Source organism: uncultured Brevundimonas sp. (assembly GCF_937863155.1).
Taxonomy (GTDB): domain Bacteria; phylum Pseudomonadota; class Alphaproteobacteria; order Caulobacterales; family Caulobacteraceae; genus Brevundimonas.
Window position 1 is genome coordinate 99,284 of sequence record NZ_CALMFB010000025.1, and the last position, 21,283, is coordinate 120,566.

21 protein-coding genes are annotated in these 21,283 nt (G+C 70.3%); 3 read left to right on the top strand and 18 right to left on the bottom strand.

Annotation, left to right across the window (positions count from 1 at the left end; genetic code table 11):
• Positions 1-47: 47 nt before the first annotated feature.
• Positions 48-1,244 (bottom strand): phosphoglycerate kinase, encoded by a 1,197-nt coding sequence (locus tag Q0581_RS04605; protein WP_298698026.1) that lies wholly within the window; start codon positions 1,242-1,244, stop codon positions 48-50.
• An 88-nt stretch (positions 1,245-1,332) separates the two neighbouring features.
• On the opposite strand from Q0581_RS04605, the gene Q0581_RS04610 reads away from it, so the two are divergent.
• The gene (locus Q0581_RS04610) at positions 1,333-1,680 is read left to right on the top strand and encodes an endonuclease domain-containing protein (protein WP_298698028.1); all 348 of its coding nucleotides are present in this window, start codon (positions 1,333-1,335) and stop codon (positions 1,678-1,680) included.
• A gap of 51 nt (positions 1,681-1,731) precedes the next feature.
• On the opposite strand, the gene gap is transcribed toward Q0581_RS04610, so the two are convergent.
• The 5 genes from gap to Q0581_RS04635 all read right to left on the bottom strand — a co-directional run bounded on the left by gap (position 1,732) and on the right by Q0581_RS04635 (position 7,382).
• Positions 1,732-2,739 carry a type I glyceraldehyde-3-phosphate dehydrogenase gene (gap, locus tag Q0581_RS04615; protein WP_298698030.1) on the bottom strand — a complete coding sequence of 336 codons (1,008 nt, stop codon included), beginning with the start codon at positions 2,737-2,739 and terminating at the stop codon, positions 1,732-1,734.
• Positions 2,740-2,851: 112 nt separating this feature from the next.
• Complete coding sequence (locus Q0581_RS04620; protein ID WP_298698032.1) at positions 2,852-4,408, bottom strand: ATP-binding protein; 1,557 nt, start codon at positions 4,406-4,408, stop codon at positions 2,852-2,854.
• Positions 4,405-5,112: a response regulator transcription factor gene (locus tag Q0581_RS04625; RefSeq protein WP_298698034.1), complete on the bottom strand. Its 708-nt coding sequence runs from the start codon at positions 5,110-5,112 to the stop codon at positions 4,405-4,407. Before Q0581_RS04625 ends, Q0581_RS04620 begins: the two co-directional genes overlap by 4 nt.
• 74 nt (positions 5,113-5,186) lie before the next feature.
• Positions 5,187-6,629: an aldehyde dehydrogenase family protein gene (locus Q0581_RS04630; protein ID WP_298698036.1), complete on the bottom strand. Its 1,443-nt coding sequence runs from the start codon at positions 6,627-6,629 to the stop codon at positions 5,187-5,189.
• Between the two features lie 51 nt (positions 6,630-6,680).
• Positions 6,681-7,382, bottom strand: a complete 702-nt coding sequence (locus Q0581_RS04635) for a murein L,D-transpeptidase catalytic domain-containing protein (RefSeq protein WP_298698038.1) — start codon at positions 7,380-7,382, stop codon at positions 6,681-6,683.
• A gap of 126 nt (positions 7,383-7,508) precedes the next feature.
• Here Q0581_RS04635 and Q0581_RS04640 point away from each other — a divergent pair, with 126 nt between their 5' ends.
• Positions 7,509-8,828, top strand: coding sequence for an amidohydrolase family protein (locus Q0581_RS04640; RefSeq protein WP_298698040.1), 1,320 nt, complete (start codon positions 7,509-7,511; stop codon positions 8,826-8,828).
• On the opposite strand, the gene lpxK is transcribed toward Q0581_RS04640, so the two are convergent.
• Genes lpxK through Q0581_RS04660 form a run of 4 tightly spaced genes read right to left on the bottom strand, consistent with a single transcriptional unit; the run spans position 8,810 to position 13,635 of the window.
• Positions 8,810-9,835, bottom strand: a complete 1,026-nt coding sequence (gene lpxK, locus Q0581_RS04645) for a tetraacyldisaccharide 4'-kinase (protein ID WP_298698042.1) — start codon at positions 9,833-9,835, stop codon at positions 8,810-8,812. The two genes, Q0581_RS04640 and lpxK, sit on opposite strands and share 19 nt — an antisense overlap.
• Entirely contained in the window at positions 9,832-11,127 is a 1,296-nt protein-coding gene (locus Q0581_RS04650; protein ID WP_298698044.1) for a 3-deoxy-D-manno-octulosonic acid transferase, read from the bottom strand. The genes lpxK and Q0581_RS04650 overlap by 4 nt, the downstream gene beginning before the upstream one ends.
• Position 11,128: 1 nt before the next feature.
• Positions 11,129-11,815 (bottom strand): lysophospholipid acyltransferase family protein, encoded by a 687-nt coding sequence (locus Q0581_RS04655; RefSeq protein WP_298698045.1) that lies wholly within the window; start codon positions 11,813-11,815, stop codon positions 11,129-11,131.
• The gene (locus tag Q0581_RS04660; protein ID WP_298698048.1) at positions 11,812-13,635 is read right to left on the bottom strand and encodes an ABC transporter ATP-binding protein; all 1,824 of its coding nucleotides are present in this window, start codon (positions 13,633-13,635) and stop codon (positions 11,812-11,814) included. The genes Q0581_RS04655 and Q0581_RS04660 overlap by 4 nt, the downstream gene beginning before the upstream one ends.
• An 80-nt stretch (positions 13,636-13,715) precedes the next feature.
• Between Q0581_RS04660 and Q0581_RS04665 the strand changes: the two genes are divergently transcribed.
• Positions 13,716-14,381: a sulfur transferase domain-containing protein gene (locus tag Q0581_RS04665; RefSeq protein WP_298698050.1), complete on the top strand. Its 666-nt coding sequence runs from the start codon at positions 13,716-13,718 to the stop codon at positions 14,379-14,381.
• Between the two features lie 9 nt (positions 14,382-14,390).
• Here Q0581_RS04665 and Q0581_RS04670 read toward each other — a convergent pair whose 3' ends face one another.
• Genes Q0581_RS04670 through Q0581_RS04705 form a run of 8 tightly spaced genes read right to left on the bottom strand, consistent with a single transcriptional unit; the run spans position 14,391 to position 21,190 of the window.
• Entirely contained in the window at positions 14,391-14,609 is a 219-nt protein-coding gene (locus Q0581_RS04670) for a hypothetical protein (RefSeq protein ID WP_298698052.1), read from the bottom strand.
• Positions 14,606-14,845 (bottom strand): hypothetical protein, encoded by a 240-nt coding sequence (locus tag Q0581_RS04675; RefSeq protein ID WP_298698054.1) that lies wholly within the window; start codon positions 14,843-14,845, stop codon positions 14,606-14,608. Before Q0581_RS04675 ends, Q0581_RS04670 begins: the two co-directional genes overlap by 4 nt.
• 60 nt (positions 14,846-14,905) lie before the next feature.
• Positions 14,906-15,148, bottom strand: coding sequence for a DUF4170 domain-containing protein (locus Q0581_RS04680; RefSeq protein ID WP_298698055.1), 243 nt, complete (start codon positions 15,146-15,148; stop codon positions 14,906-14,908).
• Positions 15,149-15,181: 33 nt separating this feature from the next.
• On the bottom strand, positions 15,182-15,988 hold the full coding sequence (locus tag Q0581_RS04685) for a 3'(2'),5'-bisphosphate nucleotidase CysQ (RefSeq protein ID WP_298698056.1): 807 nt from the start codon (positions 15,986-15,988) through the stop codon (positions 15,182-15,184).
• Entirely contained in the window at positions 15,985-17,346 is a 1,362-nt protein-coding gene (locus Q0581_RS04690) for a TldD/PmbA family protein (RefSeq protein WP_298698059.1), read from the bottom strand. Before Q0581_RS04690 ends, Q0581_RS04685 begins: the two co-directional genes overlap by 4 nt.
• Positions 17,347-17,385: 39 nt before the next feature.
• The gene (locus Q0581_RS04695) at positions 17,386-17,781 is read right to left on the bottom strand and encodes an MAPEG family protein (RefSeq protein WP_298698061.1); all 396 of its coding nucleotides are present in this window, start codon (positions 17,779-17,781) and stop codon (positions 17,386-17,388) included.
• Positions 17,781-19,607 (bottom strand): M14 family metallopeptidase, encoded by a 1,827-nt coding sequence (locus tag Q0581_RS04700; protein ID WP_298698063.1) that lies wholly within the window; start codon positions 19,605-19,607, stop codon positions 17,781-17,783. The genes Q0581_RS04695 and Q0581_RS04700 overlap by 1 nt, the downstream gene beginning before the upstream one ends.
• A 53-nt stretch (positions 19,608-19,660) precedes the next feature.
• Positions 19,661-21,190 (bottom strand): UbiD family decarboxylase, encoded by a 1,530-nt coding sequence (locus Q0581_RS04705; protein WP_298698065.1) that lies wholly within the window; start codon positions 21,188-21,190, stop codon positions 19,661-19,663.
• Positions 21,191-21,283 lie beyond the last annotated feature (93 nt).

Consider the following 21,283-nt stretch of genomic DNA (forward strand, 5'->3'; position numbering starts at 1 on the left):
GGCGCGGGAAGTCACGCTTTGTTACATGGGCGTTTTCAGGGCCGGGCTCAGGCTCTCAGCGCCTCGACGCCGGGCAGGGCCTTGCCCTCCATCCACTCCAGGAAGGCGCCGCCGGCGGTGGAGACGAAGGTCATGTCGGCGGCCGTACCGGCGTGGTTCAGGGCCGCCACCGTGTCGCCGCCACCGGCCACGGCGACCAGAGCGCCCGTCCTGGCCAGGGCCGCGGCATGGCGCGCGGCGGCGACCGTCGCGGCGTCGAAGGGCGGAACCTCGAACACGCCCAGCGGCCCGTTCCAGATCAGGGTCCGCGAGGCGTCCATGGCGGCCGTCAGGCGCGCGACGGTTTCAGGCCCGGCGTCCAGAATCTTGTCCTCGGCCGACAGGGCGTCGCCGGCGCTGACCGCGCGCGACTGGGCGCCCGGCTTGACCTCGGTCGCCACGACGAAATCGACCGGCAGCAGAAGCTCGCAGCCCTTGTCCGCCGCCTCGGCCATGATCGCGCGCGCCGTGTCGGCCATGTCGCGTTCGGCCAGGGAGCCGCCGATGTCGATCCCTTGGGCGTAAAGGAAGGTGTTGGCCATGCCGCCGCCGATGGCCAGCCGGTCCAGCCGCCCGACCAGATTCTTCAGCAGGTCCAGCTTGGTCGAGACCTTGGCCCCGCCGACGATGCCGATCACCGGCCGCTGGGGCTGGCCCAGGGCGGCGTCCAGCGCCTGCAGCTCGCGCCGCATGGATTCGCCGGCATAGGCGGGCAACAGGCGCGCCAGTCCCTCGGTCGAGGCGTGGGCGCGGTGAGCGGCGGAAAAGGCGTCGTTGACATACAGGTCGCCGATGGCGGCCAGTTCGGCGGCGAAGGCCGGATCGTTCGTCTCCTCGCCCGCATGGAAGCGGACGTTCTCCAGCAGGATCACCCCCCCGGCGTCCAGATCGGCGATGGCGGCCCGGGCCACGTCGCCCACGCAGTCGTCGGCGAACCGCACTGGCGCGCCCAGCAGGGTCTCCAGCTCATCGACCACGGGCTGCAGGCTCATGGACGGCACGCGCTGGCCCTTGGGCCGGTCGAAATGGGCCAGCAGCGCCACCTTGGCCCCAGCGTCGCGCAGCCGCTGGATCGTCGGCAGGGCGGCCTTCAGGCGGGTGTCGTCGGTGACCCGCCCCCCGTCCATCGGTACGTTGAAATCCACCCGCACCAGGGCGGTCTTGCCGGCGATGTCGTGCGCGTCGTCGAGGGTGCGGAAGGTCATGATCTCACCTTGCGATAAGGTAGGGTGGCGTTGTTCCTTCTCCCCTCGTGGGAGAAGGTGTCATGCGTGAGCATGACGGATGAGGGGGATGGCGAACCAGTCAAAGCATTTGCGTGGCAAAATGACGCTTGCGGAAGCGGCGATGTGGCGGCTGCTGCGCAGTCGCGGTTTCGAGAACTGGAAGTTTCGTCGTCAAACCCGGATCGGGCCCTGGATTGCAGATTTTTGTTGCTACCCGTTGCGGCTGGTCATCGAACTTGATGGCGGCGTTCACAGACTGCATGAGGCTCGAGACGCCGCGCGCGATGCCGATTTGAACCGCAGGGGCTTTACCGTTCTTCGGTTCAGCAACGAAACCACCATGACCAATCCGAACACTGTGCTGGAAGCCATCCGTCGTCACGCGTCGGGACACCCCCCTCATCCGACCCGCTGACGCGGGCCACCTTCTCCCACGAGGGGAGAAGGCGCGCGGTGGTTTTCAGCCTCAGAGAAACTTCGCCATGGCCAGGGCGGTGTCGCTCATGCGCGTGGCGAAGCCCCATTCGTTGTCGTACCAGCTCAGCACCCGCACCAGCGTTCCGTCGATGACCTGGGTCTGGGGCAGGGCGGCGGTGCTGGACGCGGCGATGTGGTTCATGTCGCTGGAGACGACCGGGTCGGTGGTGGTGAACAGCACCCCCTTCATCGGGCCGTCTGCGGCGGCCTTCAGCGCGGCGTTGACCTCTTCCACCGTGGTGGCGCGGCCGGCGACGATCTTCAGGTCCACGACCGAGACGTTTGGGGTCGGCACGCGGATGGACGATCCGTCCAGCTTGCCCTTCAGCTCCGGCAGGACCAGGCCCACGGCCTTGGCCGCGCCGGTCGAGGTCGGGATCATCGACAGGCCGGCGCCGCGCGCGCGATACAGATCCTTGTGCATCGTATCCAGCGTCGGCTGGTCGCCGGTGTAGGCGTGGATGGTGGTCATATAGCCGCGCTCGACCCCGACCAGGTCGTGCAGCACCTTGGCCACCGGGGCCAGGCAGTTGGTGGTGCAGCTGGCGTTCGACACCACGATGTCATCGGCCGTCAGCACGTCGTGGTTGACGCCATAGACGATGGTCTTGTCGGCGTTGTCGGCCGGGGCCGAGACCAGCACCCGCTTGGCGCCGGCGGTCAGGTGGGCGGACGCCTTGTCCTTGGACGCGAAGATGCCGGTGCATTCCAGGGCGATGTCCACGCCCAGATCCTTGTGCGGCAGGTTGGCGGGGTCGCGCTCGGCCGTGACGCGGATCTTGCCCAGGCCCACGTCGATCCAGTCGTCACCATGCTCGACCGTGCCGGGGAAACGGCCGTGCACGGAATCATACTTCAGCAGGTGGGCGTTGGTGGCCACCGGCCCCAGGTCGTTGATCGCCACCACCTCGATGTCGCGGCGGCCATGCTCGACGATCGAGCGCAGGACCAGGCGGCCGATGCGGCCGAACCCATTGATGGCGACACGAACGGTCATGATGGCGATCTCCCATGTGTGTGTTTGTTCGGCGCCTCAATGGAACCGCACGGCCGGGGATTCAACCCCGGCGATGTAACAAGCCGTGATCGACTGTAACGCGCCCAGGCGTCTATTTCGCGCCGGACGCCAGCGGCAGATGCAGGCGCGCGGTCAGCCCGCCGCCGTCGCGCCGCAGCAGAACCACGTCCCCATCGGCTGCCCGCGCGGCCGTGCGTGCGACGGTCAGTCCCAGGCCCGCGCCGCCGGTTTCGCGGTTGCGGCTGCGTTCGCCGCGCTGGAACGGCTCGAACATCAGCTCCAGCTCGTCGTTCGCCAGGCCGGGGCCGTCGTCCTCGACGGTGATCACGGCCGCGCCGTCGTGAGCCAGGGCGGTGACCCGCGCGCCGCCGCCGAACTTGACCGCATTGCCGATCAGATTGGTCAGCGCCCGGCGCAAGGCGCCGGCGTCGGCCATGACGGGCAGCGCGCCCTGACCTTGGAAGACCACATCGGCCCCCGTCTCGGCGAAACCCTGAACGCAGTCGGCCGCCAGCTCGGCCAGGTCGAAGGCTTCACGCAGGTCAGGCGCCGTCTCGCCGCGCACAAAGGCCATGGCCTGGGCGATCAGGTGATCCATCTCCTCGATATCGGCGGCCATGCGGTCGCGCACCGCCTCGGGCGCCTGTTCGGCGCGGAAGCGCAGGCGGGTCAGCGGCGTGCGCAGGTCGTGGGCGATGGCGGCGATGGTCTGGGTGCGCTGGCGCATATGCACGCGGATCGACGCCTGCATGTCGTTGAAGGCAGTCACCGCCGTGCGCACCTCGGCCGGTCCGCCCAGGTCCAGCGGCGGCGCCTCGGGGTTGTCGCCCAGGCGTTCGGCGGCCTGGGCGAAGGCGCGGATGGGCCGGGTCAGGCGCCGCGCCATCCACCAGACCAGCGGCGCCAGGATCAGCACGCTGAGCCCCAGGGTCAGCAGCAACCTCTGTTGCCAGGGCGACAGCAGACCGCGCGGCGGTTCGACCACCGCCCACCGCCCGTCGTCCAGCCGATAGGCGGCCGTGAACGGCCCGAACGCCAAATCGCGCGTGTGCAGGGTCAGCGACTGCTGCGGGCGTATCCGCAGCGGCGGGCGGCCCGTCGTCACCACGCCGCCGGGGGTGACCGTGACGACGGGCGCGTCGGCGTCGGTGGCGGCGCTCTGTTCGTCTGAGCCTTGTCCCGGTCCGATCAACACCTGAGGCAGGGTCTCGCCCGCGCGGCGGGTGATGATCACCGGCGGGCGTTCCCGACCGTCGCCTTCGACGCGTCGCAGGATCATGCGGTCCGGCGCGGCCTCGCCGCGGGTGTCGGAGGGCCGTCGTCTGGGGCCGGACGACACCACCCGCACCCGCTCGGGCGTCGCGCCCAGTTCGCGCGCCAGCAGGGCCGAGATGACGCGGCTCATCGGATTGTCGTCGCGCGCGTTGGGCGGACGATCAACCAGCCGGCGGGTCAGAGGGCGGCCATCCTGGGTCTGGGCCGGTTCGCCCTTCAGGGCCGCCGCCGCCGCGCCGACGCTGAAGCCGTCAGGCCGGGGGTCGGGCCCCAGCACCACGACGGCGAAGGTCACCGCCTGGGTGGCGATCACCGCCGCCGCGACCAGGGCGCCGACCTGAACCAGCACGGGCAGGGAGGACGGGCGTTTCACCGCTTTTCGACCTTGGCGTCGAACATGTAGCCTTCGCCGCGCAGGGTGACGATCAGCTCCAGACCTGAGCCGTCGTCCAGCTTCTTCCTCAGCCGGCTGATCTGGACGTCCATGGCGCGGTCGAAGACGTCGGCGTCGGCGCCACGCGCGCGCTCCAGCAACTGGTCGCGGGTCAGCACCCGTCCGGGCCGCTCGACAAAGGCGCGCAGCAGGGCGAACTCGCCCGCCGACAGGATCACCGCCAGACCGTCGGGCCGGGTCAGTTCGCGTCGCACCAGATCCAGCCGCCAGCCGGCGAAACTGAGCGCCGGCGTCGAGGCCGTGGCCGTCTCGCGCGGGCGACGCAGCACGGCGCGGATGCGCGCCAGCAGTTCACGCGGATTGCACGGCTTGGCCAGATAATCGTCGGCGCCCAGCTCCAGCCCGACGATGCGGTCGGTATCCTCGCCCATGGCGCTGAGCATGATGACCGGCGGCCCCTTGCCCGCCAGCCGCCGCACGACCGACAGACCGTCCTCGCCCGGCATCATGACGTCCAGCACCATCACATCGGGCGTTCCGGCGGCCAGGGCCTGGTCCATCTCGGCGGCGGAGGCGACGCCCGTGGCGACATAGCCGTGCTGGGCCAGATAGTCGCACAGCACCTCGCGGATGCCGGGGTCGTCATCGACGACCAGGATGCGGGCGGACGGTTCGGCGCTCATCCTCCCATGATGCGCCATCTTCGCTGCGCCGTCATTTCAACGGTGAAACACGAAAAGGCGGCGGGGTGGCGTTCTCAGACCCAGCTGTAGGCCGTCTTGGTCTGGGTGTAGAAGTCGATGGCCGCGAAGCCCTGCTCGCGCGGGCCGAAGCTGGACTTCTTCGAACCCCCGAACGGCACGTGATAGTCCACCCCGGCGGTCGGCAGATTGACCATCACCATCCCCGCCCGCACCCGACGCTGGAAATCGCGGGCGTGTTTCAGCGAGGTGGTGACGATGCCCGATGACAGGCCGAACTCGGTGCCGTTGGCGACGGACAAGGCCTCTTCATAGTCACGCACCCGCACGGTGGAGACGACGGGGCCGAACACCTCCTCCCGGTTGATCCGCATGGCCGAGTCGGTGTCGGCGATCAGGGTCGGCTGGACGTACCAGCCGGGCGTGGCGGCGGTGATGCGCTCGCCACCGGCGGCGATGCGGCCGCCCGCCTCGCGCGCGATGTCGATGTAGGCGTAGTCGTTCTCCTGCTGGCCCTGGCTGACGGCGGGACCGACCTGGGTGTCGGGCGCCAGGGCGTGACCGACCTTCAGCGCGGCGACCCTTTCCGCCAAGGCGGCGACGAAGCGGTCGTGGATGCCATCGGTCACGATCAGGCGGCTGGACGCGGTGCAGCGCTGGCCGGTCGAGAAGAAGCCGCCGTCCAGGGCCACCATCACCGCTCGCTCCAGATCGGCATCGTCCAGCACCACCAGCGGGTTCTTGCCGCCCATCTCCAGCTGCACCCGCGCCTGACGTTTGGCGGCGCCCAGGGCCACGCCCGCGCCCACGCCCTGAGACCCCGTGAAGGACAGGCCGTCCACCTCGGGATGGTCGACGATGGCCTGGCCAACATCACCGCGGCCGATGACCAGGTTGAACACCCCCTCAGGCAGGCCCGCCTCCATCAGGACGTCGGCCAGGGCGCTGGCGGTCGCCGGCGTCGGGCCGGCGGGCTTCATCACCACCGTATTGCCGAAGGCAAGGGCCGGGGCCGCCTTCCACGCCGGAATGGCGATGGGGAAGTTCCAGGGGGTGATCAGGCCAAAGACCCCCACCGCCTCGCGCCGGGTCTGCACCTCCACGCCCGGCCGCACGCTGTCCAGGTTCAGCCCATGACGACGCAGGGCCTCGCCCGCGAAATATTTGAAGATGCGCCCGGCGCGCATGGTCTCGCCGATCCCTTCGGCCAGGGTCTTGCCCTCTTCGCGCGACAGCAGCCGCCCGATCGCCTCGCGTCGTTCCATCAGCAGGGTTCCGGCGCGGTCCAGCACGTCGCTGCGCGCCTCGGGCGTGGCTTCGGACCAGGCGGGGAAGGCGGCGCGCGCGGCGGTGACGGCGGCGTCCACCTCGGCCGGGCCGCCCTGGGGCGTCAGGGCCACCACCTCGTCGGTGTCGGACGGGTTGCGGATTTCGGCGCCGCGCGGGCCGCCGACGCGGCGTCCGCCGATCAGATGGTCAAGGTGCAGGGTGTCGTCCATGGCGCGCGTCCTCTATCGCAGAGGCCGCTTTACGACGCCCGACGCCGCTTGTCAGGCGAAGGCGAACAGCAGCCGGCCCTCGCCCATCCGCTCGCGCAGCATCGGCAGGTCGGCATGGGCGGTCGAGAAACAGCCGTAGCTGCGGCCCAGCTTGCCTTCGCGAGCCAGGAAGTCCGGGTCGGCGTAGTCGGCGCCATGCACGATGATGGCCCGCTCGCGCGCTCGGTCGTTGGAGTACTCCAGCCCGTCCAGCAGCACGTTCGGCCCCTGCTGCGGGCCCCAGTTGGCCCCGGCGGTCACGAAGCTGCCGACCGAGGACATGTGGCTGTCCGGGCGGTTCGAGAAGTCGCGGGCGAACCCCGAATGCGCCGGGTCCGAGCCGCGGCCGTGACTGGTGCGGAAGGCCGCGACATGGCCGGTGACCAGATCGACCTCATACAGACGCTCTTCGCCCGAGAAGCGCTGGAAATCGACCAGATACATCCGGTCGCGCAGGGGGATGCGGCGGTGGTGCACGTCCAGGGCGGCCAGGGCGCGGTCCATCAGATCCTTGCGCACGCGGTTGGCGGGATCCAGGGGCGGGGGCGTGACGGGCTGCTGGGCCGCCATGACCACGCGCGGCGCAGGATCGACCGCCGGGGCCGACGGCGCCAGGCTGGCGGCCGATGGCGCAAGCTGGGTCGACGCCGCCGAGGAACACCCGGCCAGAAGGGCGGAGCCGCCCAGGATCAGTCCACGTCTCGAAAGCCGCATGCGACGCCCCTCGCATGTTCACAGGAAGTGACGGGTTGTTTCAAAACCGGGCGGTGGTTTCAACCTGAGCCTTGGCGGATGCGACCCTGTGTCTATGGTGCAGGACCGTTCCTTAAGGGGGAGCCCATGAAATCCGTCATCCTGGCCCTGACCGCCGCCATCGCTGTTTCCGCGCCCGCACAGGCGCGCCAAGGCCCGGAATCGCAGGGCATTCCCGCAGGGGGCGAAACCGTGTTCGTCCAGGCTGGACGCCTGCTGGCCGACCCGGCGGAAGGTTCCGTCCAGCGGGATAAAACTCTCGTGATCCGGGACGGCCGGGTGGTCGAAATCCGCGACGGCTTCGTGGGCGAAGGCCGGGTGGTCGATCTGCGCGACGCCTTCGTCCTGCCGGGCCTGATCGACAGCCATGTGCATCTGACCGGCGAAACCAGCGCCAGTTCGCGCCTGGACGGGGTGACCCAGTCGGAATCGGACCAGGCCCTGATCGGCGCCCGGCACGCGCGTTCGACCCTGATGGCAGGCTTCACCACCGTGGCCGACCTGGGCGCGTCCAATGAATCCATCTTCGCCCTGCGCGACGCCATCCGGCGCGGCGACGTGCCGGGGCCGCGCATCCTGGCCTCGGGCGCGGCGGTGTCGGTCCATGGCGGCCATGGCGACATCAACGGCTATCGCGAAGACATCATGCATATGTTCACCGGCGAGAACATCTGTTCGGGACCGGAGGACTGCATGCGCGCGGTGCGGCTTCAGGTGCGGGCCGGGGCCGACATCATCAAGATCACGGCCACGGGCGGGGTGCTGTCCAACACCGCCGCGGGCCTGGCCCAGCAGTTTTCGGACGCCGAGCTGGCCGGCATCATCGAGGCCGGACACCGGATGGGCCGCCGCGTCACCGCCCACGCCCACGGCGCCGACGGGGTCAACGCCTTCCTGCGCGCCGGCGGGGATTCGATCGAACACGGCACCTATGTCGACGCCGACTCCATCCGCCTGTTCCGCCAGAACGGCGCCTGGCTGGTGCCCACTCTGATGGCCGGGGATTTCGTCACCCGCATCGCCTCAGGTCCGGACAATTTCTTCACCCCGGCCCAGACGGCTAAGGCGCTTCAGGCCGGGCCGCTGATGCTGAACATGGTGCGCCGCGCCCATGCGGGCGGGGTGCGGATCGCCTTCGGCACCGATTCCGGCGTCTCGGCCCACGGCGACAACGCCGGCGAGTTCGCCCTGCTGGTCCGGGCGGGCCTGACGCCGATCGAGGCCATCCGCACCGCCACGGTCAACGCGGCCGAACATCTGGGTCTGGCGGCCGAGGCGGGCCGGATCGCGCCGGGCATGCCGGCCGACCTGGTGGCCGTGGCGGGCGATCCGCTGAGCGATGTCACCGAGCTGGAGCGGATGCGTTTCGTGATGAAGGGCGGCGTCGTCTATCGCGACGACGAATAGGCGGCGATCCGTTCGGCCAGGAAGGCGGTGAAGCCCGCCTGATCCTCGAACCGGGCCGCCACGGGCCAGGCGTGCACGCGCTCGCGCCATTCGGGCGGCAGACGCACCCAGTCCTTTTCCGTGGTCACCAGGCCCGCGCCCATCACCGCGGCCCGCTCGGCCAGGAAGGCCAGGTCTTTGGGGCCGAAGGCGGCGTGGTCGGGGAAGGGGACGAAGTCCACCAGGTCGCATCCGGCGGCGATCAGCGACCGCTCGACCTTCCACGGCTTGGCCACCCCCGCGAACCCGACCTGAGGCCCGCCAGGTGGCGGCTCGGCGGGGACCAGTCGCGCGGCGAACACCGGCAGGGGCCGGAACAGGGCGACCAGTTCGCCGTCAATGGTGTCGGCGTCGCCGGGCGCCAGGATGACCACGGCGTCGGCCCGCGCCAGCCCGGCCTTCAGCGGCTCGCGCATCGGGCCGGACGGAAACACCGATCCGTCGCCGAACGGCCATTCGCCGTCGCGTGTCTCGCCGTCCACCACGATCAGGCTGACGGTCTTGTTCAGCGCCGGGTTCTGGTGCCCGTCGTCCAGCACCAGGGCCTGTGCGCGCCCCGCGACTGCGGCCTGCGCCCCCGACACGCGATCCCGCGCGGCCCAGGCCGGGGCGTCGCGCGCCAGCATCAGCGGCTCATCCCCCACATCGGCGGCCGTATGGGTGGCCGGATCGACCCGCGTCGGCCCCGCCAGCCGCCCGCCATAGCCGCGCGACAGGGCCTGGGCCTCGATCCCCTGGGCCCGCAGCAGCCTTAGGATCTCGCGAGACACCGGCGTCTTGCCCGATCCCCCCACCGTCAGGTTTCCGACCGAGATCACCGCCGCGCCGGGATCGACCGGAACCGCCCGCGCGATGCGCCGCGCCGTCACCCCCGCCCAGACCCACGACAGAGGCTTCAGCAGGAAACGGGTCACCGGCGCATGGCTGCGGTCGCGGCGATACCACCAGCGGGGGGTCGACAGGCTCATCGACGCCTCCGGCCCGGCGCGGGCGGCAGGATCGGCTCCAGCGCGGTCCACAGGCGGTCCAGGTCCGATGACGCCTCGGCCGCCGCGCGTCGCGCCCGCTCGCCCATGGCGCGGGCGTCGTCCGGCTGGGCCAGCAATGGGCCGACCACGCCCGGCAGGTCCGAAGGCATGGCCACGACCGTCAGGCCCCCTGCGTCCGCCAGCCCCTGCGTCACCGCGGCCCAGTTGGCGGCGTCCGGCCCGGCGACCACCGGCTTGCTCAGCCGCGCCGGTTCCAAAGGATTGTGCCCGCCAACCGGCGCCAGCCCCAGGGCCGGTGCGAACGAGCCGCCCATGACCACCACATCCGCCAACCGCAGCACCAGCCCCATCTCGTTCAGCGTATCGACCACATAGATGTCGGTCTCGCCCGTCACCGGCTGGCCCTGGGATCGCAGGGCGAAGCGATAGCCGTCGCGCGCCAGGGCCTGGGCGACCTCTGGCCCTCGCTCGGGGTGGCGGGGCGTCACGATCAGGAACAGCCGTTCGGCCAGGCGATCCAGGGCGCGGACGATGGCGATCTCCTCGCCCTCATGGGTGCTGACGGCGGCGACCACGGGCCGGTCGCCGATGGCGGCCGACAGGCGGCTGAAGATGCTGGCGTCATGGGGCAGGGGGCCGCCCGCCAGCTTCAGATTGGCGTGGCCGTCGATGCGCGCGCCCAGGGACGCCAGCCGCTCGGCCGAGGCCGTGTCCTGGGGCATGACCAGGTCGAACCCGCCCAGCAGCTCGCGCGCCGTCCCTGCGAACCGGCGCCAGCCCGCCACCGTCTTTTCCGTCACCCGCGCGCTGACCAGGGCGGTCCGCACGCCGCGCGCCCGCGCCTGGGTCAGAAGATTGGGCCACAACTCGCTTTCCACAAACACCGCCAGCGACGGGCGCCAGTGATCCAGAAACCGGCCGACCACGCCCGGCGCATCGACCGGCGCATACTGGTGGATCACGCCGTCGGGCAGGCGCTCGGCCATCACGCCCGCCGCCGTCACCGTGCCGGTGGTGACCAGTATGGCCAGATCCGGGCGCGCCTTTCGGAACCGTTCGACCAGCGGCAGCAGGGACACCGCCTCGCCCACGCTGACGCCATGCAGCCAGACCAGGGCGCCGTCCGGCCGTGCGGCCCCGGCATAGCCCAGCCGTTCGTCAACGCGATCATCGTCTTCCTTGCCGCGCCGTACGCGGGCGTCCAGCAGGCGCGGGGCCAGCGGCTCGACCAGGCCGGTCAGCCAGCGGTAAAGGGCCAGCGCCAGGCTCATCTCAGTCGCGCCCCGCCCCGACTAGGGCGTCGGCCCGCGCCTCGGCGGCGTTCAGCCGTTCGGTCCAGTCGGCCAGGACGGCGGCCGTTTCGCCGCCCTCGGGCCAGGCGACCACATCCCAGACGATGGCGGCGCGGCCGAACGGCAGGGGCAGTATGGCCCGGTCCCACGAGTTCAGCCGGATGGCCGGGCTGCACGACAGGCCCATCAGCACCACCGGCGCCCCCGACATCCGCGCCAGGGCGCCCAATCCCTCGGCCATGACGCCGGCCGGGCCGCGCGGGCCGTCGGGGGTGATGGCCAGGCCGCCGACCTTCAGCTGGCGCAGGCCGTCGCGCAGGGCCTGCGAGCCGCCCTTGGCCTGGGCCGCCTTGTCCTTGTTGGCCGACGATCCGCGCACGGCGGGAAAGCCGACCCGCGCCATGGCCTTGGCCAGGAATTCGCCGTCCGCCGACAGGGAGATCAGACCCTTGACCGGCTGGGCGCGGTCCAGCGGCCAGGCGCCGGGCGCCAGCGACAGACGCGAATGCCAGAAGACGCACAGCACCCCGCCGCCCTGGGCCCAGACCGCCTGGGCCGCCGCCTCGTTCTCGCGCGACCAGCGCATGGTGACGAAACACAGCTGCATCCATGACGCCAGAACCCAGGCCAGGCTGGCCTGGACCCAGGGAATCCGCAGCGGCCTCACGCCACGTCTCCCACCATCGGGCCGCCGTCCAGCGACTGCTGCCGCGCCAGCCGGGCGTAGAGACCGCCCAAGGCCAGCAGATCGGCGTGCGATCCTTCTTCGACCACCCGCCCGGCCTCGATCACATAGATGCGGTCGGCGCCCCGCACGGTCGACAGGCGGTGGGCGATCATCAGGGTGGCCCGCCCCTGCATCAGCCGCTCCAGCGCCGCCTGGACCAGGGCCTCGCTCTCGGTGTCCAGGGCGCTGGTCGCCTCGTCCAGCAGCAGGATGGGCGCATCCTTCAGAAAGGCGCGGGCGATGGCGATCCGTTGCCTCTGGCCGCCCGACAGCCGCAGGCCGCCTTCGCCGCCACGCGTCTGATAGCCGTCGGGCAGGGCGGTGATGAAGTCGTGCGCCGCCGCCGCCCGGGCCGCTTCCTCGATCTGACCTTGCGTCGCGCCGGGGCGGCCATAGGCGATGTTGGCGGCGATGGTGTCGTCGAACAGAAAGGGCTCCTGCGTCACCAGGGCGATATGGTCGCGCAGGTCGTGCAGCTTTAGCCCCCGCACGTCCCGGCCGTTGATCGTCACCGCGCCCCCGGTCACGTCATAGAAGCGCGGCAGCAGGCTCAGGATCGTCGACTTGCCCCCGCCCGACGGGCCGACCAGGGCCACGGTCTCGCCCGGCCGTACGGTGATCGACACGTCGCGCAGGGTCGGGGCGCCGGTTCCATAGGCGAAGGACACGCCGTCCAGCCGCACCTCGGCCGGGCCGCGCGGCAGGGAGGCGGCGTCGGCCGCCTCGCGGATCTCGGGCTGGATGTCCAGGGCGTCGAACAGGCGCCGCGCGGCCGTCAGCCCCTCGGTCATCACCGTCTGAAGATTGGTCACCTGGCGCAGCGACTGGCCCGCCGCCATCAGCAGGCCGATGAAGGCGGCGAAGGCGCCCACCGTCATGGCGCCCTGCTGCGCCCGCCATCCGGCATAGGCCATCACGGCCGCGACCACGATCATGGCCACCAGATTGCTGGTCGGGCCGGCGAAGGCGCGGGCGTCGGCGGACTTGATGACATGGCGCTGGCGCCGGCCCACCACCTCGCCCACGCGGGCCTCTTCGGCCGCTTCGCGGTTCTCGATCTTGATCAGCCGCACCCCGTCCAGATTCTCCATCAGGGCGGTGGACAGAACCTCGGTCTCCTTCATCGCCCCGGTCGTGGCCTTGCGCGTCCGGCGCGAGAAGCGGCGCAGCACCAGGCTGATCATCGGCGCGCCCAAGAGCACGATCAGCGTCAGCCGCCAGTCGATGAAGGCCATGGCCCCCATCACGGCGACCAGGGTCAGGCCGTGCTGGGTGTAGTTGACCACGCCGTTGGTGAAGGCCTCGCGCACCAGATTGGCGTCGAACAGCACGCTGGAGACGAAGGCGCCCGAATGCTGGCTGCGCAGGCGGGCCAGATCGGCGCGGATCATGGCCCCGAACAGTCGGATCTGGATGTCGCCGACGATGCCGTGACCCAGCCGGTTGACCAGGGCCGCCTGGCCCAGGGCCGCCGCCGTCCACACCAGGGCCACGCCGATGATCAGGGCGGGGATGTAATGCAGCGCCCGCCCGGCCGGAACCTGGACCAGGCCCCACACCTTGACCGGCGCGCCCTGGAACAGGCCGTCGATGGCCGGCTCCAGCAGTTGCAGCACGGTGGCCGACATGATGCCGGCCACGCCGGCGCAGGCCATGGCCGCGGCCAGGGCGCCGACATGATGCGAAAGATAGTCGCGCCAGATGCGCGCCATCAGCGGGCGCAGGGGCTGGGGTTCGGACGGGACGGTCGTCTCGGTCATCGGCCCTCGGTCGGACGGCTGGGCGGTCAAGTCAAGCCGGGCGGATGACGCCCGGCGCGCAAGGCCCTAAAGAGCAGGCCATGACCGGCGCGGACCTGAGCACGCGATGGGGCCGATTCAAGGCCCATTGGCGCTATTTCTGGGGGGATCACGCCTTCCTGCGCACGGCGTTTTCCAACGCCCACTGGCTGGGGCCGGACCTGGTGCGCACCAACCAGCCGTCGCCGGGACAGCTGGCCTATTGGAAACGGCGTGGCGTGCGCACCGTGGTCAATCTGCGCGGGGCGCGGAACGAACCCTATTACTGGCTGGAGGCCGACGCCTGTCGCCGCCTGGGCCTGACGCTGATCGACGCGCCGCTGGATTCGCGTGACGCGCCTGGCGCTGACAGGGTGCGCCGGGCGCGCGACCTGTTCCGCACGATCGACTATCCCGCCCTGATCCACTGCAAGTCCGGGGCGGACCGGGCCGGACTGATGGCGGTGATGTACCGGCATTTCCATCTGGGCCAGCCGGTGTCGGTCGCCATGGCCGAACTGGGCAAGCGCACCCTGCATCATCGCGAAGGCCAGACCGGGGTGCTGGATTATGTGCTGGAACGCTATGTCGCCGAGGGCGAACCTGAGGGCCTGGACCTGCTGCAATGGGTCGAGCGGCCGGACTATGACCCCAAGGCCATCCGCGCCGACTTCAAGGCGTCGTGGTGGGGAACCCTGCTGACCGAACGGCTGCTGCGGCGCGAATAGGCGGCGGTTTCAGCCCCAGGGGCCGCGACGATCCCGGGGGGCGGCCTGATCGGCCTCACGCGCCAGTTCGGCGTCGCGGCGGGCCTTGCGGTCGGCCTCCCACTGTTTGAACCAACGGGCGTAGCCGCGCTCGCCCCGCAGGACGAAGAGCCACAGCACCAGCAGGCTCAGCAGGCTGACCAGGCCGAAGATCTGCTGGGCGTCGAAGGTCTGGCCGAACAGGGTCATGGGCGCGGCTCCTGACCGTGGGAATCCGGGCGCGACGGGGCGCCGGCGAAGGGGTCCGGCGCGACGGCATTGTCGATGTCAGCCGGCGCGGCGTCGACGGGGGTGATCGGGTCGTTCCAGGCCGTGTCCTGCTCCAGCCGCTGTTGATAGGGGCGGGCGGGCCTGCGGCGCGTGGCCCAGACCACAATGCCCACCGCCAGCGCCAGAAGGGCCAGGACGATCAGAAAGCTGGTCATGGTCGATCTCCGTCTTCAAGCCTGGCGCTTCAGCGCGCAGGCGGTGGCCGGGGTTCCGCCTCAGTCGTCGGCGCGCGGGTCGATCAGCTTGTGCGCATGCAGGATGAAATAGCGCATGTGGGCGTTGTCCACCGTGGCCTGGGCGCGGGCCTTCCAGGCCTTCTTGGCCTCGTCATAGCTGCCGAAGGCGCCGACGAATTCGACCTGGGACAGGTCGCGGAACACCGGGGCGTCCAGGTGACGCAACTCGCCGCCGATGACGAGGTGCAGCAGTTGCGGGGTGTCGGCTTGGGTCGAAGGCATGACGGCTCCTGGGGAGGAAGGATAACGGGCAGGTTATGGCGCCAGCGGGATAGTCGCACATCGCGCCACGATCAACGGGTGCAAAGCCGGCGCGGCGCAGACCAGGCTGGCCTGGCGCGGATCGGGGCGGTTGAAACGCCAGGCCTCGCCATGGTGATCGGTCACCCGTGCGCCCGCTTCGGCGGCGATCAGGGCCCCAGCGGCCACGTCCCAGTCCCATTTTGGCGTCAGCGCCACGGCGGCGTCGAACGCCCCGGCGGCGACCAGCGCCATGCGATAGGCGATGGCGTTTCGCTTTTCGAACCGCATCGGAGGCCACGGCTCGGGCCACAGGGGGCCTTCCATCAGCCGCGCGTCGGCCAGCATGGCCGCGTCATCCAGCGTCTCGACGTCCGAGGCGTGCAGGGTCCGGCCGTTCATTCGCGCGCCATCGCCCAGCACGGCCTCATAGGTCTCGTTCAACGCCGGGGCGTGGATGACGGCGGCGACGGGGCGGCCATCCTCGATCACGGCGATGGGCACACACCACCAGGGCCGGTTCTTCATATAGGCCACGGTGCCGTCGATCGGATCGACCACGAAGATGCGGCGCCGATCCAGCCGCTCGGGCGAATCCGCCGTCTCTTCCGACAGCCAGCCATAGTCGGGCCGGACGGACAGCAGGGTGTCGCGCAACAGGCGGTCCACGGCCATGTCGGCGCTGGTGACCGGCGACCCGCCCGATTTGGACCAGACCTTCAGCCCCGCCTCGCGTTCGCTTAAGGCCAGGTCGCCCGCCGCCTGGGCCGCCTGACGGATCAGGGCCAGATCCTCGCGCCAATCGGGGTCTGCGCCGGTCATTTGCCCGCGATCGCCACCGCGTCGAACAGCAGCGACGGACTGTTGAAGGCGCCGCGGAACTGCAGGTCCGATCCGCGTTGCAGGCGCGCGTAAAGGTCGGTCAGCTTGCCCGCCACGGTGACCTCGCTGACCGGATAGGCGATGGCGCCGTTCTCGAACCAGAAGCCCGACACCCCCGCCGACCAGTCGCCGGTGTTGGGGTTCAGCGACGGCCCGAACATGGATGCGACCAGCAGGCCCGTCCCCGCCTGGGCGATCAGGCCGTCCAGGTCCGCATCGCCGGGCGCCAGGTGCAGATTGTGCGTCGAAACCCCGGGCGGCCCCGCCAGCCCGCGCGAGGCGTGGCCGGTCGATTCCAGGCCCAACTGCGCCGCCGCCGAACTGTTCAGCAGCCAGGTGGTCAGGACGCCGTCCTGAACCAGCGCCCGGCGTGTGACCGCCACGCCCTCGTCATCGAAGGGGGTCGAGCCCAGGCCGCGCGGGCGGAACGGATCATCGATCAGATCGATGCCTTGGGGCAGCAGCCGCTGGTCCAGACTGTCCTTCAGGAAGGACACGCCGCGCGCCACCGCCGGCCCGGCGATGGCCTGGATCAGGGGCGACAGCACCTGGGTCGCGATGCGGTTTTCGAAGATCACCGGCGCGGTGGTCGAGGCGATCTTGCGCGGGCCGGTGCGGGCCACCGCGCGCTTGCCCGCCTCGGCGCCAATGCTTTCGGCGTCGGGCAGATCCGACAGATGGCGGGTCGTGCGGCTTTCGCCGCCGCGTTCCATGGCGCCGTCCTTTTCGGCGATGACGCCGACGCCCAGGGAATGACCGCTGCCGCGATAGGCGCCTTCGAATCCATGGCTGGTGACCAGGCGCCATTCGCTTTCGGACCAGCCGGCGTGGCCGCCCTCGGATTTTGAAACGCCCGGCACGGCCAGAGCCGCAGCCTCGGCCTGGGCCGCCGCCTGTTCCAGCGCCTGGGCCGTGCGGGGCGTGGCGTCGTACAGGTCCAGGTCGGCCAGGGGGCCTTGCGCCAGCCGGTCCTGGGGCGCCAGGCCGGCATAGGGGTCTTCGGGCGCCAGCCGGGCCATGGCCACGGCCCGTTCGACCAGGCGTCCCTGCGTCTGGGGCGACAGGTCAGAGGCCGACACGGTCGCCTGGCGCCGCCCGATGAAGACCCGCAGGCCCAGGTCGCGGCTTTCCTCGCGCTCGACATCCTCCAGGGCGCCGTTGCGCACCCCGACGGACAGGGCGCTGCGATGGGCGCTGACGGCCTCGGCCGCGTCGGCCCCGCCCTTCATGGCGGCGGCGACCAGATCATGCAGGATTTCGGCTGAGCTATCGGGGGAGCTTTGGGGGGAGGCGGCCATGCCCCGATATGGCGGACCGTCCGCCCCGCCGCAACGGCCTTACAGGAAGGCCAGCACGATCAGGCCGCCCGCCGAGACGATCAGCGCCAGATAGGTCAGAACCATCCCCAGCACCCGGCCCAGCGACGGGCCGCGCTGGAACAGCAGGCCCAGGGCGTGCACCACCCGGCCGACGAACAGGGTGGCGCCGATGGCGTGAACGGCGATCTCGGGCGCGCCCAGCAGGGCCAGCAGGATCAGGGCGGCGATGCCGACGGGGGCATATTCGCTGGCGTTGCCGAAGGCGCGGCTGGCGGCGGCCAGATCGTCATGCCCGCCGTCGCCGAACGACACCAGCCGCCGCCGCCGTCGCGACACCACCATGGTCGACAGCACCACCATCAGAAGGATCAGCAGCCCGGCCCACAGGCCCGCCGCATGCAAGGCGTCGGTCATCAGCGCACCTCCCGCGCGATCGGATACAGACGGAAGCGGTCGTCATAGAAGGGCGTCCGCTCATAGAACCATGCCAGGCGCGCATCGCCATCGGCGGCGAAGGCGGCGTCGGCGGCCAGTTTCGCCTCGAACGCGGCCTTCAGCGCCGGATCGGCCGCCAGCATCCGCTCGGCCAGGGGCGCGATGGCGTAGGCCTCGATATACTCCACCCGGCCCAGAACCTCGGGGAACAGGCCCCAGGCGAACAGGCTTTCGGCCGATTGCGGCTCCAGCAACAGCACCGCGATGTCGCCCAGATCCTGATCGGTCGGCACGCGCACCGAGCCGGGCGGGAAGGTCCAGTCGCGGTCTTCGGGCGTCACCTGGGTGACGCGGATCGGCACATGGCCTTCGCTGGCGCGGGGCGACACCTGGGGATCGACCAGCCGCAGCATCTGCACCGTGACGGTGCGCGGCTGGTCCAGCACCTCCATCTCGATCCCATGGGCGCGCAGGCGCTCGATCACGTCGGGGCGGTGGGCGGGCACCCAATAAGCCTCGGGCCGCGCCAGGGTCAGCGTCGGGCGCGAGCCGTAGAAGGGCAGGCTCCAGACCTCGGGGTCCGCCTGGCCCAGCCAGCGGATCTCCTCGCGGCCCGAGGCCGGGCTGAAATAGGTCTCGTAGCGGATGCCCTTGAAGGCGCGGGTATAGGCGGGCGTCGGGTCCGCTTCGAAATTGGTCGGGATCTCGGCCGGGCGCAGGGCGCGGTCGGCGTCGACAGCCGCGCGCAGGTCGCCGCCCCGATCCGCCAGCAGACGCATCGCCGCTTCCAGGAAGACATAGGTTCCCAGCACCCGCTGTTCGTGCGGCTTCAGACTGTGGTTTTCGATCAGGATCGTCGGCACATGGGCGGCCGAGCCCCAGCCGTTCGAGAACCGTTCCCCCAGGCCGCCGTCCGACAGCCCCTTCTTCGGATCGGCGTCATCGACGCCGAACACCAGTTCGCCGGGGATATGGCCTTGCGCCTCCAGCGCCGCATAGACGCCGGGCTTGAAGGCGTCGTCCAGCCAGCGGGCGGTGGCGGGGCTGCGGCTCCAGACGCCGTTCTCGCCATTGTAGCCGAAGGTGACGTCATACTGATAATCCATGCCGTCGGTGACGTGGATGTCCACATACAGGTCGGGCCGGTATTTCAGGATCAGGCCACGCACGGCGCGCATCTCGGCCTGGTCCATCTTCATATAGTCGCGGTTCAGGTTCTGGTTGGTGGCGGTGTTGCGCCAGCCCTGGGTGCGCGGCCCGCGCTGGTTCGGGCGCGAATAGGGGCCGGACCGCTCATGCCCGTCCACCGACAGGATGGGGATCAGGATCAGGTTGACCCGGTCCAGCAACTCGGACTTTCCATAGAAGGCGATGTCGCGCAGCAGCATCATGCCCGCGTCCTTGCCGTCGATCTCGCCAGGATGGATGCCCGCCTGGGCCAGCAGAATCGGCTTGGCCGGATCGAAGGCCGCGCCGTCCTTGGATGCGATGACGGCATAGATGGGCCGGCCCTCGGGCGAGACGCCGAACTGTTCTATGCGGATCAGGTCCGACGCCGCGTCCAGCCGGTCGAACCAGGCGCGGGTGTCGGCATAGTCGGGCGAGAAGTCATGCTCGGGGTCACGCTCGAAATCCGTGGCCCAGCGGTCGCCCGCATCTCGCAGCAGGACGCGGCTGGCGCCGTCCCATTCCGGCGGCGGCGGCAGGAAGGGCTGGTCCCAGGCGGGGGTGTTGGGGACGGACTGGCTCATGGCGGCGCTCGGTACAATCAGCAACAGGGCGGCCAGGGCGGCGAGACGCTTCATGACGATCGGGCCTCGGACTGGCGACGAAAACGCGACCTTAGCCCGCTTCGCCGTCATTTCCAGATCGGCGCGGCGTCTCCGGGCAGGCCCAGGCGATCCCAGATGTCGGTCACCCGCTGGATCACCGCCTCGTCCATGCGGATTTCCCCGCCCCATTCGCGCTTGGTCTCGGGCGGCCATTTGTCGGTGGCGTCCAGGCCGATCTTGGAGCCCAGGCCGCTCTCGGGCGATGCGAAGTCCAGATAGTCGATCGGCGTGTTCTCGATCAGGGTGATGTCGCGCGCCGGGTCCATCTTGGTCGAGACGGCCCACATGACGTCTTTCCAGTCGCGGGCGTCGATGTCGTCGTCCACGACGATGACCCATTTCGTGTACATGAACTGGCGAAGGTAACTCCAGACGCCCAGCATCACCCGCTTGGCGTGGCCCGGATAGGCCTTCTTCATCGACACCACGGCGATGCGATAGCTGCACCCCTCGGGCGGCAGCCAGAAGTCGGTGATCTCGGGGAACTGGGCGCGCAACAGGGGGATGAACACCTCGTTCAGCGCCTCGCCCAGCACGCTGGGTTCGTCCGGCGGACGGCCGGTGAAGGTGGTCAGATATATGGGGTCGCGCCGCATGGTGATGGCCGTGACCTGGAACACCGGGAAGGTCTCGACCGAGTTGTAATAGCCGGTGTGGTCGCCATAGGGGCCTTCGTCCGCATGCTCGTCCAGCAGCACGTGGCCCTCCAGCACGATCTCGGCCTGGGCCGGGACCATCAGCGGCACGGTCTTGCAGGGGACCAGCTCGGCCTTGGCGCCGCGCAGCAGGCCCGCGAACTGATATTCCGACAAGGTGTCCGGCACCGGCGTCACGGCGGCCAGAATGGTGCCCGGATCGGCCCCCAGCACCACGGCGGCGGGCAGGGGCTCGCGCTTTCCGGCCTGTTTGTGCCGGGCGTAATGCTGGGCGCCGCCCCGGTGGGCCAGCCAGCGCATGATGGCCTTGTCCTTGCCCAGCACCTGCATCCGATAGATGCCCAGGTTGAAATCGTCCTCGGCCGCGTCCGACGGCCCCTTGGTCACCACCAGGCCCCAGGTGATCAGCGGCGCCGGCTCGCCGGGCCAGCAGCCCTGGATCGGCAAGGCCGTCAGATCGATCTGGTCGCCCTTCAGCACCACCTGCTGCACCGGGGCGGTCTTCACCGTCTTGGGCCGCATCGACATCACGGTCTGGGCCAGGGGCAGCATCTCCATGGCGTCGCCAAGGCCGCGCGGCGGGGTGGGGTTACGTAGAAAGGCCAGCAGTTCGCCGACTTCGCGCAGTTCTCCCGGCGTGCTGCGGCGCTTCTTGTCCAGCGTCACCCCCATGGCCACCCGCTTCACCGTGCCGAACAGATTGGCCAGGCAGGGGATGGGGCTGATCGAGCCGTCGGGCATCATGGGCTTTTCGAACAGCACCGCCGGGCCGCCGTTGCGCAGCAGGCGGGTCTGGATCTCGGTCATCTCCAGATGGGTCGAAACCGGCTCGGCGACGCGCACCAGCTCGCCCTCGGCTTCCAGAATGTCGATGAAGTCGCGCAGGGACTTGTAGGCCATGCCGCTGGCTTAGGCGGCGCGGCGGCGTCTGTCACCTGTTCCCCAGTTGGCGCGACGCACGAAAAAGGCCGCGTCCCGAAGGGCGCGGCCTGA

What these genes read in the sequence shown, in the direction of transcription:
- Q0581_RS04700 (WP_298698063.1), bottom strand. Translation starts at nt 19,607, where the DNA reads ATGAAGCGTCTCGCCGCCCTGGCCGCCCTGTTGCTGATTGTACCGAGC.
- Q0581_RS04675 (WP_298698054.1), bottom strand. Translation starts at nt 14,845, where the DNA reads ATGACCAGCTTTCTGATCGTCCTGGCCCTTCTGGCGCTGGCGGTGGGC.
- Q0581_RS04685 (WP_298698056.1), bottom strand. Translation starts at nt 15,988, where the DNA reads ATGACCGGCGCAGACCCCGATTGGCGCGAGGATCTGGCCCTGATCCGT.
- Q0581_RS04665 (WP_298698050.1), top strand. Translation starts at nt 13,716, where the DNA reads ATGACCGGCGCGGACCTGAGCACGCGATGGGGCCGATTCAAGGCCCAT.
- Q0581_RS04670 (WP_298698052.1), bottom strand. Translation starts at nt 14,609, where the DNA reads ATGACCCTGTTCGGCCAGACCTTCGACGCCCAGCAGATCTTCGGCCTG.
- Q0581_RS04605 (WP_298698026.1), bottom strand. Translation starts at nt 1,244, where the DNA reads ATGACCTTCCGCACCCTCGACGACGCGCACGACATCGCCGGCAAGACC.
- Q0581_RS04625 (WP_298698034.1), bottom strand. Translation starts at nt 5,112, where the DNA reads ATGAGCGCCGAACCGTCCGCCCGCATCCTGGTCGTCGATGACGACCCC.
- Q0581_RS04705 (WP_298698065.1), bottom strand. Translation starts at nt 21,190, where the DNA reads ATGGCCTACAAGTCCCTGCGCGACTTCATCGACATTCTGGAAGCCGAG.
- Q0581_RS04610 (WP_298698028.1), top strand. Translation starts at nt 1,333, where the DNA reads ATGGCGAACCAGTCAAAGCATTTGCGTGGCAAAATGACGCTTGCGGAA.
- Q0581_RS04635 (WP_298698038.1), bottom strand. Translation starts at nt 7,382, where the DNA reads ATGCGGCTTTCGAGACGTGGACTGATCCTGGGCGGCTCCGCCCTTCTG.
- Q0581_RS04695 (WP_298698061.1), bottom strand. Translation starts at nt 17,781, where the DNA reads ATGACCGACGCCTTGCATGCGGCGGGCCTGTGGGCCGGGCTGCTGATC.
- lpxK (WP_298698042.1), bottom strand. Translation starts at nt 9,835, where the DNA reads ATGAGCCTGTCGACCCCCCGCTGGTGGTATCGCCGCGACCGCAGCCAT.
- Q0581_RS04660 (WP_298698048.1), bottom strand. Translation starts at nt 13,635, where the DNA reads ATGACCGAGACGACCGTCCCGTCCGAACCCCAGCCCCTGCGCCCGCTG.
- Q0581_RS04640 (WP_298698040.1), top strand. Translation starts at nt 7,509, where the DNA reads ATGAAATCCGTCATCCTGGCCCTGACCGCCGCCATCGCTGTTTCCGCG.
- Q0581_RS04630 (WP_298698036.1), bottom strand. Translation starts at nt 6,629, where the DNA reads ATGGACGACACCCTGCACCTTGACCATCTGATCGGCGGACGCCGCGTC.
- Q0581_RS04680 (WP_298698055.1), bottom strand. Translation starts at nt 15,148, where the DNA reads ATGCCTTCGACCCAAGCCGACACCCCGCAACTGCTGCACCTCGTCATC.
- Q0581_RS04650 (WP_298698044.1), bottom strand. Translation starts at nt 11,127, where the DNA reads ATGAGCCTGGCGCTGGCCCTTTACCGCTGGCTGACCGGCCTGGTCGAG.
- gap (WP_298698030.1), bottom strand. Translation starts at nt 2,739, where the DNA reads ATGACCGTTCGTGTCGCCATCAATGGGTTCGGCCGCATCGGCCGCCTG.
- Q0581_RS04690 (WP_298698059.1), bottom strand. Translation starts at nt 17,346, where the DNA reads ATGGCCGCCTCCCCCCAAAGCTCCCCCGATAGCTCAGCCGAAATCCTG.